10 protein-coding genes are annotated in these 12,328 nt (G+C 64.6%); 4 read left to right on the top strand and 6 right to left on the bottom strand.

The window, feature by feature from the left end:
- Positions 1–20 precede the first annotated feature (20 nt).
- From PG887_RS04665 to PG887_RS04655, 3 genes are all read right to left on the bottom strand, one after another.
- Positions 21–791 (bottom strand): ABC transporter ATP-binding protein, encoded by a 771-nt coding sequence (locus PG887_RS04665; protein WP_010674674.1) that lies wholly within the window; start codon positions 789–791, stop codon positions 21–23.
- Positions 784–1,836 (bottom strand): FecCD family ABC transporter permease, encoded by a 1,053-nt coding sequence (locus PG887_RS04660; protein WP_010674675.1) that lies wholly within the window; start codon positions 1,834–1,836, stop codon positions 784–786. Before PG887_RS04660 ends, PG887_RS04665 begins: the two co-directional genes overlap by 8 nt.
- Before the next feature lie 101 nt (positions 1,837–1,937).
- Positions 1,938–3,059 (bottom strand): ABC transporter substrate-binding protein, encoded by a 1,122-nt coding sequence (locus PG887_RS04655; protein WP_039039122.1) that lies wholly within the window; start codon positions 3,057–3,059, stop codon positions 1,938–1,940.
- Positions 3,060–3,655: 596 nt separating this feature from the next.
- On the opposite strand from PG887_RS04655, the gene PG887_RS04650 reads away from it, so the two are divergent.
- Complete coding sequence (locus tag PG887_RS04650) at positions 3,656–6,874, top strand: ExeM/NucH family extracellular endonuclease (protein ID WP_270821252.1); 3,219 nt, start codon at positions 3,656–3,658, stop codon at positions 6,872–6,874.
- Positions 6,875–7,030: 156 nt separating this feature from the next.
- On the opposite strand, the gene PG887_RS04645 is transcribed toward PG887_RS04650, so the two are convergent.
- Entirely contained in the window at positions 7,031–7,570 is a 540-nt protein-coding gene (locus PG887_RS04645) for a glycine zipper 2TM domain-containing protein (protein ID WP_010674678.1), read from the bottom strand.
- A gap of 323 nt (positions 7,571–7,893) precedes the next feature.
- Here PG887_RS04645 and PG887_RS04640 point away from each other — a divergent pair, with 323 nt between their 5' ends.
- The 3 genes from PG887_RS04640 (at position 7,894) to PG887_RS04630 (ending at position 10,781) form a co-directional block, all read left to right on the top strand.
- The gene (locus tag PG887_RS04640; RefSeq protein WP_270821251.1) at positions 7,894–9,516 is read left to right on the top strand and encodes an acyl-CoA synthetase; all 1,623 of its coding nucleotides are present in this window, start codon (positions 7,894–7,896) and stop codon (positions 9,514–9,516) included.
- Between the two features lie 179 nt (positions 9,517–9,695).
- Positions 9,696–10,394: a helix-turn-helix transcriptional regulator gene (locus PG887_RS04635; protein ID WP_270821257.1), complete on the top strand. Its 699-nt coding sequence runs from the start codon at positions 9,696–9,698 to the stop codon at positions 10,392–10,394.
- A gap of 66 nt (positions 10,395–10,460) precedes the next feature.
- Positions 10,461–10,781, top strand: coding sequence for a hypothetical protein (locus PG887_RS04630; protein WP_042863838.1), 321 nt, complete (start codon positions 10,461–10,463; stop codon positions 10,779–10,781).
- Positions 10,782–10,872: 91 nt separating this feature from the next.
- On the opposite strand, the gene hisIE is transcribed toward PG887_RS04630, so the two are convergent.
- Entirely contained in the window at positions 10,873–11,508 is a 636-nt protein-coding gene (hisIE, locus tag PG887_RS04625; protein ID WP_139737176.1) for a bifunctional phosphoribosyl-AMP cyclohydrolase/phosphoribosyl-ATP diphosphatase HisIE, read from the bottom strand.
- The gene (gene hisF / locus PG887_RS04620; protein WP_216987370.1) at positions 11,501–12,274 is read right to left on the bottom strand and encodes an imidazole glycerol phosphate synthase subunit HisF; all 774 of its coding nucleotides are present in this window, start codon (positions 12,272–12,274) and stop codon (positions 11,501–11,503) included. The genes hisIE and hisF overlap by 8 nt, the downstream gene beginning before the upstream one ends.
- Between the last annotated feature and the right edge of the window lie 54 nt (positions 12,275–12,328).

The raw sequence follows: 12,328 nt of genomic DNA, 5'->3' as shown, positions 1-12,328 counted from the left end.
CGGGGTGGCGCAGTACTGTGTCATGATGTCTTTCGCAGGGTTCTGAGGAAGGGGATGCCGTGCTGATCGTGGCTTATCTCCACCGGCACCTGGTAGAGGCGCTCGATGAGGGCCGCGTCGAGCACCCGGGCGGGGGGGCCGAAGGCCTGCAGATCTCCCCCTGCCAGCACGATCAGCTGATCGGCAAACTGGGCGGCCAGGTTGAGATCGTGCAGCACCACCAGGGTGATCCACTGCTGCTCCCGGGTCTGCTGGCACAGGTGCTCCATCAGTTGCATCTGGTGGTGCAGGTCCAGGGCGCTGACCGGCTCGTCCAGCATCATGATGCGGGGGTCGCGCAGCAGCACCTGGGCGAAGAGCACCATCTGCCGCTGGCCGCCGCTCAAGGAGTAGAGGGGGCGATCCGCCAGATGGGCGATGCCGAGCGCCTGCAGGGCCCGGCCGGCAGCCAGGATGTCCTCGTCCGCGAGGCGCATGGAGAGGCTGTCGAGGCGCCCCAGCACCACCACCTCGATGACGCTGAGATCCAGCTCCAGCTGGATGTTCTGGGGCATGTAGCCAAACTGCTGGCGCCACCTGGCCTGCGTCATCTGGCGGGCACTCTGGTCCCCGAGGCGAATGTCGCCACTGTCCGGGGTCAGTTCACCAAAGAGGGTGCGCATCAAGGAGGTCTTGCCGGTCCCGTTCGGGCCGATGATCACATGGACCTGACCCGGATGCAGGGTGAGGCTGAGATCCCGCAGCAAGGTCTGCTGGCCGAGGGAGAGGGAGAGTCGGGATATTTCAAGCACGTTTACGCCCCCTGCCGAGGATCAACCAGATGAAGAAGGGCACGCCAATGAGCGCAGTGACGATACCGATGGGGAACAGGGCCCCCGGAATGATGGACTTGGAGAGCACCGAGGCCGCCGAGAGCATGCAGGCGCCGCACAGGGCGGAGAGGGGGATCAAAAAGCGCTGATCTTCCCCCACCAGCATGCGGGCGATATGGGGGGCCACCAGGCCGACGAAGCCGATCACGCCGACGAAGCTGGTGGCGGTGGCGGTGAGCAGGGCGACCAGCACCAGGGTCTTCATGCGCAGTCTGTCGACGTTGACCCCGAGGCTGCGGGCGCGGGCTTCCCCGAGGCGCAGGCTGGTGAGGGCCCAGGCATCCCGGTAGATGAGCAGGGTGCAGATCAGGGTGACGACGGCGGTGATGATCAGGGAGTCCCAGGTGGTGCGCATCAGGCTGCCAAACAGCCAGAACAGGATCTGCTGGTTGAGTTCGGGGGAGGAGAGAAACTGCAGCAGGGAGAGCAGGGACTGGAACAGGAACAGCAGGGCGATGCCCGCCAGGATCAGGGTCTGGCTGCTGACATGGCGCATCATGGCCAGGCCAAACAGCAGGCAGGCGGCAAACATGCACACAATGAAGGCACCGGCCGGGATGGCCACCAGGGGAGGAAGTCCGAGGCCGCCGGTGTAGAGGGCCAGCGCCGCGCCAAGGCCCGCCGCCGCCGCGAGCCCGAGGGTATAGGGGCTGGCGAGGGGGTTGTCCAGCAGGGTCTGCATCTGCACGCCGCCAAGGCCGAGGGAGGCTCCGACCACCAGAGCCATGAGGGCGATGGGCAGGCGCATGTCGTGGACGATGGTGCGGGTCATGGGATCGGCCTGGGCGGGGGAAACCAGGGCATCGATCACGTCGTGCAGGGCCAGCAGGGAGGGGCCGGTGGCGATGTCGAGCACCAGGGTAATGCACAGGACCAGGGCGAGCAGCAGGAGCCAGTGCCAGCGACGGCGCTCCCGTTGCCGCTGCCGGGCGAGGGTCTGCTGCAGGGCAGCCAAATCATTCATGATGTCAATCCTGAAACGGGCGCCGCAAGAGGCGCCCACACAATCCAAGAGGGTTGCTGAAGAGGGCGTGGCCGAGGTGGGCCACACCCGAATTGCCGGGGTTAGCTTGCGTCATCCTGCTTGATGCCCAGCATGAAGGTGCCCTGGGGACGGATGGGCAGGTAGTGCTGATAGAACGCCTGATAGGTGGCCAGGGGATCGAGATCCTGGAAGAGATCCGGATAGAGGGCCTTGGCCATGAACTCGATGAGGGCGGCATCCATGATGCTGCGGGTGGCGCCGTGATAGACCGCGTAGAGGCGACCCTCCTTCACCGCAGGCAGCTCGCTCCAGCCCGGACGGGCGGCAAAGCCTTGCAGACGCTGGCGCACGGTCTCTGCCGACACATCCTGGCCCACCTGCATGGCGACAGCACTGCTCACGCTCTCGTAGCCCGCCATCAGGATCACCTCGGGCTTGCTCGCCAGCAGTTGTTCCGGGTGGATGGGGCCCCAGCGATCGACGAAGGGGGCGGCCACGTTGTCGCCACCGGCCAGCAGGGCCATGGCGCCCCACATGTCCTTGCCATAGGTGTAGCTGTACTCGGCCGGGCCCTTGTCACCCAGCTCGATGTAGACCCGGGGCGGCGTGCGCTTCGCGGCGGCAATGCGGGAGGTGATGGTGTCAATCTTGGCCTTGTACTCGTCGGCCATCTTCCGGGCGCGGGCCTCCTGGCCGGTCAGCTTGCCAAGCAGCAGGGTGCTCGCCATGTGCTGTGCCAGGGTCTGGGCGTTGTAGTCGATGACCACCACCGGGATCCCTGCCTGCTCAAGGCGTGGCAGGTCGGCGGCCAGGGCCTCATATTGCCACTTCGCCAGGATCACCAGGTCGGGCTTGACCGCCAGGGTCTTCTCGATGGAGAAGCTCTGATCCTGCACGTTGCCAAGGTCGGGGACCTTGGCCAGTTGTGGCTGGCTGGCCACATAGAGCGACCAGATGGCGGGACGGGACTTCATGAACCAGCCCAGGGACATGCCCACCAGGCGTTCGGCCCCGCCTTCACCGGCCACCGCCAGGTAATCTTCGGGATAGAAACCGAGCACAATACGGTTTGCCGGAAGGCTGAGGGAGACCTTGCGGCCCATCACATCTTCCACTTCAACGGGGGGGGCGGCCTGCGCCATCCAGCTCACCAGGACGAGCTGGCCGAGCAGCAGCAACTTTGCCAGGGGGTGACGAAACATCTTGTAGCACCTCGAGAATAGAGACGGTCAAAAAAGAAAGTGAGAACTATTGCTATTCGTGAGCGCAAAAGCAACAAACGTTTGTGTCATCCCCTCTCTTGTTATTTCTGTCATTAATGGAACCGGTTCCACAAGAGCACCAGGAGAGAGTCTCATCCCCCGGTTTTCTGCCTTTTCGGGCCACGCAGGGGGTGGCGCCCGGTATGGCACCCATGGATTTGTCCATGATCCGGAGTCTGTGAGTGGGGTTGCTCACGAAATGGTACCGGGCAGGGGCCGCCGTAGTGTTCCCCCCGTCTGCCCCGGCGCCGATGTCGCTCCCTGACAGAGGCAGCCAGCAGGGGCTGGGGAGCGACAACTTCCTGCGCAGCGATGGCAGACACTGCCCATTCGGGTATTGCCCGTCACCTTGGCGCAACATTTTGTTGTCATTGTTAGCCAGCTCGCAGCAGCCCCGGCGCCGACGGGGCAGAGTGGGCGCGCAGTTTCGGCCGGGGGCTGACATGCCTCCCGTTGATGGCTGCATCCAAGGTGCTGCGGCCCGCCTTGTGCGGGGCGCCAATAACATGATCTGCAAATAAAAAAGGAAACTGACCATGTCAGGAAGACACTCTCTGGTGGCGCTGGCCGTCGGGCTGGCGCTCGCTGGACAGGCACAGGCGCAACTGCTTATCACCGAATACCTGGAAGGGTCCGGCAACAACAAGGCGGTGGAGCTGAGCAACCTCGGCAGCGACGCTGTCGATCTCTCCCAATACCGGCTGGCCCTCTACGCCAACGGCAAACCCATCACCGATGCCCCCACCAACAGCCTGGCGCTGCAAGGCACCCTCGCCCCTGGGGCCAGTCTGGTGCTGGCCAACCCCTCCGCAAATGCCGAGATCCTGGCCAAGACGACCCAGACCAGCGGCAACCTGGTGTTCAACGGTGACGACGCCCTGGTGCTCTATCGCGGCAGCGAGATAATCGACAGCGTCGGCCAGGTAGGGGTGGATCCGGGCACGGCCTGGGTGTCGGGCAATGTCTCGACCCTGGACATGACCCTGCGCCGCAAGGCCACCGTCAGCATCGGCCGCACTGATGCGACGTCGCCTTTTGATCCGGCGCAGGAATACGTGGCGGCCCCGAAAGATGACGCCAGCGGCCTGGGTTGCAGCGGCGATGGTCCCTGCGATGGCACCCAGCCGCCCGCCTTCGTCTGCCCGGTGGACAACCTGGTGCCGGTGCCCGCCATTCAGGGCCCCGGTACCAGCAGCCCGCTGGTGCCGGCCGGCAAGTTTGAATCGGAACAGGCCTATGCCACTCGCGGTGTGGTAACCCAGGTAGTGAGCGGCCTCTACAAGGGCTTCTTCATTCAAGATGAGCTAGGGGATGGCGATCCGGCCACCTCCGACGGCCTCTTCGTCTACACCACCAAGGCCAATGCCGCCATCGTGCCGGGGGCCGAGGTGTGCGTCTCGGGCAAGGTGAAGGAGTATTTCAACCAGACCCAGATCAACGCAGACGATCTGGTGGTGACTCGGCCCGCTGGGGCAGTGCCGGCGGCAGTGGATCTGGTGCCGGTGGCGGGGGAGAGCCTGACCGAGCTGCTGGAGCGTCACGAGGGGATGCAGGTGCGGCTGGTGCCTGAATCCAGCCTGGTGGTGACCCGCAACTTCAGCTTCGATTACGACGGCAAGCGCAACAACCTGGTGCTCTCTTATGGTGCGCCGCTCATCAAGTCGACCCAGAAATTTGCCGCCATGAGCCAGGAGGCGAGCGACTGGGCCCTTCGCAACCAGCAGAACCAGCTGGTGGTGGAGACCGACGCCAAGGCGCCGGACGGTGTGCTGCCCTGGTTCCCCGGCTTCAACGCCGAGGACGGTTACCTGCGCATCGGCGACAAGCTCAACGGGCTGGAGGGGGCGCTCGGTTACTCCTACAACCTGTTCAGGCTGGTGGCCAGCAATCGCATCGATGCGAGCCAGATAGATCACAATGGCTGGGGTCGGGTGGAGACCCCTGAGCTCGCCGAGGCGGGGGATCTGCGGGTCGCGAGCTTCAACGTGCTCAACTTCTTCACCACGGTGGTGGGGGGCGATGCCAACCCCACTGGCAGCAACCGGGGCGCCCTGACGGTGGCGGAGTTCGAGTTGCAGCGCACCAAGATAGTCAGCGCCATCACCCGCCTCAATGCCGACGTGGTGGGGCTGATGGAGATCGAGAACAACGGCTATGGCGACAACTCTGCCATCGCCAATCTGGTGGCGGCCTTGAACGCAGCCCTGCCGGACGAGGCGGATCACTACCGCTGGATTGCCTCGCCGGATGGCAAGCCCATTGGCACCGACGCCATCACGGTGGGGCTCATCTACCGGCCCGCCAAGGTGAGCCCGCAAGGGGCCGCCAGCCTTATCGCGCTGCCGGTGCAGCAGGCTGAGGCGGTGGACGCCAGCGGCAAGCCGGTGACCATCAATCAGGGGATGCGCGAGTCACTGGTGCAGCGCTTCAGCTCGCCCAAGGGGGATGCGCCGCTGACCCTGGTGGTCAACCACCTCAAGTCCAAGGGCTCCGCCTGCTTCGAGGATTACCCCGACTACGCCAGCGCCGATCCGCTGGATGGCCAGGGCCACTGCAACGCGCTGCGGGTCTCCGCCGCCAAGGTGCTGGGGGAGCGCCTCAAGGATCTGGCCGGGGATCTGCTGCTTATCGGCGACATGAACGCCTACGGCATGGAGGATCCCATTCGGGTGCTGACCGACTATGATCCGGCCGCCCAATCGCGCCAGATCATGAGCGCCTCCTTCACCACCCTGGCGGGCCAGCCCTTCGAGGAGAGCGGCAGCGCCCTTGGCAAGGGGTATGGGTTTGTGAACCTCAACACCCGCTTCCACGGCACCGACACCTACTCCTACAGCTATGAAGGGGAGCTCGGCAACCTGGATCACGCCCTGGCAAACCCGAGCCTCGCGGCCAAGGTGATCGGCATTGAGGATTGGCACATCAACTCCGCCGAGAGCAACTTCTTCGAGTACGGCAGCAAGTACAGCGGCCAGCTGGCGAAATCCGAAGGGCCCTTCAGCGCCTCGGATCACGATCCCGTGCTGGTGGCCATCCAGTATCCGCTGCCGCCCGCCGGGGTATTGAGCCTCGAGAGCGCCGCTGCGAACGTGGAGGAGGGCAACACCCTGGTCTTGAGCGTGGCGCGCCGCGACGGCAGCCATGGTGAGGCCAGCGTGAGTTATCGCATCGTCCATGGCAGCGCGGACGCAAGCGACGTGGCCCCCCTCACCGGTACCCTGCACTGGGCTGCCGGGCAGAGCGAGCCCCAGACCATCAGCATCCCGGTGAAGAGCGACACCCTGCACGAGGGGGACGAGACCTTTACCCTGGAGCTGTTTGACCCGAGTGGCGCGGCCCTGGGGGATCAGCACCAGACCCTGGTGACCATCAAGGACAAGCTGGCACCGTCCACCATCTCGCTGGCTCAGGCCAGTATCACGGTGAACGAGGGGCAGTGGTTTGCCGAGATCCCCCTGGTGCGCAGCGGCGATCTGAGCAAGCCGGCCCGGGCCCGGGTGGCCCTTGACGGGGTCACGGCGCGCTGGGGGCTGGATTTCCTGCCCTGGTTCGGTCAGTCGGTGAGCTGGGCTGCGGGCGAGGGGGGCAGCAAGTCGGTCAAGGTGCTGATCATCGATGACTGGTTTGTGGAGCCCACCGAGCAGTTCAGGGTGAGTCTCGATCGGGTGGAAGGGGGCCAGCCCGGCGCCCTGCAGCAGACCCGGGTCGACATTCTGGACAACGACAAGTCCTGGTGGCCCTTCGGTCGCCACTGAGGATGATTGAGCAACAAGAAGGGGCCTGCGGGCCCCTTTCTTAGTTGGGAAGACGTTTGTTGGGAAGACTTGTTGCAGACAGGTTGGGTTGCGAAGATGAGGAAGGCCCACCGTCGTGGTGGGCCTTCCTCATGGCAGGGCGCTCCTAACGGAGTATCAACCCTGCGCGTTGCTCAGTACCAGCTTGCCATCCTTGACCGGAATGGTGGGGCCGGGTTGCTTCTCCATGCGTACCACCCCTTCCTGGCCGGCGAGGCGGTAGGTGACGTCATAGCCGATGGTGCGGGTGCTGCTCTCCTGCACCGTCTTGCAGCGCTGCTCCGTGGTGGTGTAGGTATCGCCCGCCTGCATGTTGCCCTGCACCTGATTCCCGGCATAACCCCCTGCCACGGCACCGGCGGCGGTGGCCACCTTCTTGCCGCTGCCACCGCCAAACTGGTGGCCGACCACGCCGCCCAAGGCCGCGCCAACCACGGTACCCAGGATCTTGTGCTCGTCCTGCACCGGCTTGCGGTGGGTCAGGGTGACGTTGCGGCACTCCTGACGTGGCGTCTTGATGGTCTCGGTCACCGGCTTGCTGGCCAGCACCTCGGCAAACTGGGGCTCTGATGAAAACAGGGATCCGCTGGCGACCGCCGACAATGCCAGCGCAGAGGCCACACCGATCCCGACACCTGCCAACATGGATTTGTTCATCACTCTTCTCCTCGTACGCATACCCGTTGAGGGCTTGGGATCATTCTTCGCATTTTGCGCCGCAGGCTCAAGGCAAGGGCCACGGGATCGCGACAGGGGCTGACTGCGCAAAAAGTGACCGCGCAAAAATAGCGTCGGCGATTGGCGACAGGGAGAGCAGGGCCGAGGGCCCCTAAGACGTTTCGCTAATACCTGGGATCTGGCCCCCTTGATACCCTTTCATCCGGTTCCAGCCGGCGTCCTGGCCCCGCATCAGGGCGCAATGCCGGTCGTGGTGAACCGCGAGAGCCACCCCGTTTTGTGTCCCTGTGAGGAAGGATCCGATGACAGAGCAGAACATGTACGACGCCGGCCTTGGCAAGACGCCCGCCAATTTCGAGGCGCTGACCCCCTTGAGCTTTCTGGGGCGGGCCGCCCGGGTCTATCCCGACTATCCGGCGCTGATCCACGGCCCCCTGCGCCAGAGCTGGGCCCAGACCGAACGCCGTTGCCGCCAGCTCGCCTCGGCCCTGCGCCGTCGCGGCATTGGCGAGGGGGACACCGTCTCCATCGTCGCCCCCAATGTACCGGCCATGTTCGAGGCGCACTTCGGGGTACCCATGAGCGGCGCCGTGCTCAACACCATCAACACCCGGCTCGATGCGGACGCCATGGCCTTCATCTTCCAGCACGCCCAGATCAAGGTGGTGCTGGTGGACCGGGAGTTTGGCGCCGTGGTGCGAAAGGCGCTCTCTCTCATTGATAGTCAGCCCCTGGTGATCGCCATCGACGATCCCCTCTACCGGGAAGGGGAGCTGGTCGGCGAGCTCGACTACGAGGGGTTCATCGCCCTGGGGGACGGGGACGAACCCGGCTGGCTGCCGGCGGACGAGTGGCAGGCCATTTCCCTCAACTACACCTCCGGCACCACGGGGAACCCCAAGGGGGTGGTCTATCACCATCGCGGCGCCCACCTCAATGCGGTCAACAATGCCCTCTCCTGGGAGCTGACCAAGCACCCCGTCTACCTCTGGACCCTGCCGATGTTTCACTGCAACGGCTGGTGCTTCCCCTGGACCCTGGCGGCCACCGCCGGGGTGAGCGTCTGTCTGCGCCACGTGCAGGCGGCGGCCATCTACGGGGCGCTGCGCGAACACAAGGTGAGCCATTTCTGCGCCGCCCCCATCGTGCTCAATATGCTCAACAATGCCGATCCGGCCCTCAAGCAGGGACTCGACCACCCCGTCAAGGCGATGACGGCGGGGGCAGCGCCACCCGCCACCGTGATCGCCGGCATGGAGGCGATGGGGATCGCCGTGACCCATGTCTATGGCCTCACCGAAACCTATGGCCCCTGCGTGGTGTGCGAGCCGCAAAGACACTGGCAGGGGCAGGATGCCACCACCCTCTCCCGTCTCAAGGCGCGCCAGGGGGTGGCCTCCCCCCTGCAAGGAGAGATGCGGGTCATCAACCCCGTCAGCGGCGAGCCGGTCCCCATGGATGGCAAGACCCTGGGAGAGATAGTGCTGCGGGGCAACATCGTCATGAAGGGCTACCTCAAGAACCCGTCGGCGAGCGAGGAGGCGATGGCACAGGGATGGTTTCGAAGCGGGGATCTCGCGGTCTGGCACCCGGACGGCTATGTGGAGATCAAGGACAGATCCAAGGACATCATCATCTCCGGCGGGGAGAACATCTCCAGCTTGGAGGTGGAAGACGTGCTCTATCGCCACCCCGATGTGGAAGAAGCCGCGGTGATCGCCATGCCGGACGAGACCTGGGGGGAGGTGCCCTGCGCCTTCGTCAAGCTCAAGGAGGGGCGCGAGCTCACCCAGGCCGAGCTCATTGCGTTCTGCCGCGAGCAGATGGCCCACTTCAAGGCCCCCAAGCGCATCATCTTCACCCCGCTGCCCAAGACCTCCACCGGCAAGGTGCAGAAATTCATGCTGCGCAAGCAGTTGGCGTGACGACAAAGGCGCCGAGCCATCAACGGGCCTGCGGGCCCGTTTTGTGTTGCGCGATGCAAAGAAGCAGGAGCGGTCGCCAGCCAACAAGACGTGCCTTTTGAGCCCGTCCCGGCTTACCATGCCTGCCATGTCCCGCGAGCCTGAGGATGCCTGTGAGAAAATCGGACCGACTGTTTCAACTGACCAACCTGCTGCGGGCGCATCAACCCCTGACCGCCCGGGAGCTGGCGACGCGCCTGTGTGTGTCGGAGCGCACCATCTACCGCTATATCGACGATCTCTCTTTGGCGGGCATTCCGGTTTACGGGGAAGCCGGGCTGGGCTATCGGCTGAGCGAGGGGTTCGAAATGGCCCCGTTGCAACTGAGTGCGGCCGAGCTGGAGGCCCTCATCACCGGGGTGAACCTGGTGGCGGTGCTGACGGGCAAGGGGATGGCCGATCCGGCCCGCGCCCTGCTCGCCAAGATTGAGGCGGCCCTGCCCGCCAAGGAGGCTCGGGCACCTCGCGTCCCCGTGGTGCGGGTACCGGACTATCCCACGGCGCAGCCTGCATACGCTCGCTGGGACAGGTTGCACGACGCCATCACGGCCGGTCACTGGCTGCACATTGGCTACCGGGATGCCAGCGCCAGCAGGACGGAACGCCAGCTCTTTCCCCTCGGGCTCTTCTACTGGGGCGGATGCTGGACGCTCGGCGCCTGGTGTGCGCTGCGCCGGGCCTACCGGGATTTCAGGGTGGATCGCATCGACACCCTGGCGCCGTGCCGACCGGGAGAAGGGGCACCATCTGGCGCGACCCTGGCCGATTACCTTGCCCTGCGCCAGTCGGACGCGTTCCCCCCTGGGCGCAGTGGCGCCGAAAAAGTCATTCAGGACTGACACAAGGCTGTCAGTAGCCCTTCGTTATGCTGGGTTCTCCAGACCATCCACAACGGAGAAAACGAGATGATCATCAAGGGTGACATGCAAGAGGCAGGGGGCGTCGAATTTGCTACCTTCAGGCTCAGGGAAGGGGTGACGGAGGCGGATTTGCTCGCCCTGTCACGGCGGGTCGAGTCCGAGTTTCTTGTCCAGCAATCCGGGCTCATCATGCACTGCCTGCTGCGCGGCGCCGACGGCCTCTATGCGGACGTGGTGATGGCCCCCAGCCAGTCGCTGGTGGAAGCCTACTGCCAGCAGTGGCTGCACAACGACGTGGCAGGGGAGTACCTGACCCTGCTTGACCATGACTCGGTCAACATGAGCTTCTGGACCCGTATCGGCTGAGGGCGGCGCGGGGCCAGCCATCCCCGGCGAGGGGGCAATCATGAAATGAAACGGGCCCACAGGGCCCGTTTTGTTGAACAGAATTCAATAATTACTTGGTGTGGCGCTCATGCAGGCGCTGCACCACATCCTTCAAACCCAAGCCTTCGTTTTGCAGCAAGACGGTCAGGTGGTAGAGCAGGTCAGCGGATTCGTTGATGAGCTCTTCCCTGTCTTTCGCCATGGCGGCCAGGGCCACTTCCACCCCCTCTTCACCCACCTTCTGGGCGATGCGCTTGGTGCCTTTGCCATAGAGGCTGGCGGTGTAGCTGGTGGCGGGATCTGCCCCTTTGCGTGATGCCAGGATCTGTTCGAGCTCGGCCAGGAAGCCGAGCGGCGGCATGGGGTGGCCGTCGAAGCAGGAGGGGTTGCCCAGATGGCAGGTGGGGCCGACCGGGTCGGCGGCAATGAGCAGGGAGTCCTGATCACAGTCGGTGGTGATGGCGACGAGCTTGAGCACATGGCCCGAGCTCTCGCCCTTGGTCCACAGGCGCTGCTTGCTGCGGCTGAAGAAGGTGACCTGGCCGGTGGTCTGGGTCTTTTCCAGCGCCTCGCGGGTCATGAAGCCCTGCATCAGCACTTCGCCGCTGAGGGAATGCTGGACGATGGCGGGGATCATGCCCTCACACTTGGCCCAGTCCAGGCGCTCGGCCAGCGGCAATGCATTGTCTACTGCTTGATTATTCACGGATGGCGACTCCTTCGTTTTTCAGCCAGCGTTTCAATTCGGGAATGGGAATGAGGCCCTTGTGGAACACGGAGGCGGCCAGCGCCCCGTCCACGTCGGCCAGGGTAAAGGCATCGCGAAAGTGCGCCATGGCCCCGGCGCCGCCGGAGGCGATGAGGGGCACCTTGCACACGGCGCGCACCAGCTTGAGCTGCTCAAGGTCGTACCCCTGACGCATGCCGTCCTGGTTCATCACGTTGAGCACTATCTCCCCCGCGCCCCGGCGCTGCACTTCCTGTACCCACTCCAGGGTGGTCCAGCTGGTGGTGCGGGTGCGGCTCTCGTCGCCGGTAAACTGTTTGACCTGATATTGACCGAGGGCGGCATCGAAGTAGGAGTCGATACCCACCACCACGCACTGCACGCCGAAGCGCTCGGCGAGCCGGGTGATCAGGGTGGGATCGGCCAGGGCGGGGGAGTTGATGGAGACCTTGTCGGCCCCGAATTCCAGGATCTGGCGGGCATCCTCCACGCTCTTGATGCCACCGGCGACGCAGAAGGGGATGTCGATGACTTCCGCTACCCGGCTTACCCAGCTCTTGTCCACTACCCGTTCGTCGCTCGAGGCGGTGATGTCATAGAAGACCAGCTCATCGGCGCCCTCGGCGGCGTAGCGGCGGGCGAGGTCGACAATGCCGCCCATCACCTCGTGGTTGCGAAACTGCACGCCCTTGACCACCACGCCATCTTTGACGTCGAGGCAGGGGATAATACGCTTTGACAACATGCTCATTGCTCCATGTAAAGCACGGTTAAAGAAACGTCGTTCTGCCGCCGGCGT

This window comes from Aeromonas sp. QDB14 (assembly GCF_027707845.1).
GTDB classification, from domain to species: Bacteria; Pseudomonadota; Gammaproteobacteria; order Enterobacterales; family Aeromonadaceae; genus Aeromonas; species Aeromonas caviae.
The sequence above is the reverse complement of the archived record's forward strand: the minus strand, read 5'-3'. Positions and strand labels throughout refer to the sequence as shown.

Bases quoted from the DNA above. Each gene is read 5' to 3' on its own strand.
- PG887_RS04660 (WP_010674675.1), bottom strand. From the start codon at position 1,836: ATGAATGATTTGGCTGCCCTGCAGCAGACCCTCGCCCGGCAGCGGCAA.
- PG887_RS04655 (WP_039039122.1), bottom strand. From the start codon at position 3,059: ATGTTTCGTCACCCCCTGGCAAAGTTGCTGCTGCTCGGCCAGCTCGTC.
- PG887_RS04650 (WP_270821252.1), top strand. From the start codon at position 3,656: ATGTCAGGAAGACACTCTCTGGTGGCGCTGGCCGTCGGGCTGGCGCTC.
- PG887_RS04645 (WP_010674678.1), bottom strand. From the start codon at position 7,570: ATGAACAAATCCATGTTGGCAGGTGTCGGGATCGGTGTGGCCTCTGCG.
- PG887_RS04640 (WP_270821251.1), top strand. From the start codon at position 7,894: ATGACAGAGCAGAACATGTACGACGCCGGCCTTGGCAAGACGCCCGCC.
- PG887_RS04630 (WP_042863838.1), top strand. From the start codon at position 10,461: ATGATCATCAAGGGTGACATGCAAGAGGCAGGGGGCGTCGAATTTGCT.
- hisF (WP_216987370.1), bottom strand. From the start codon at position 12,274: ATGTTGTCAAAGCGTATTATCCCCTGCCTCGACGTCAAAGATGGCGTG.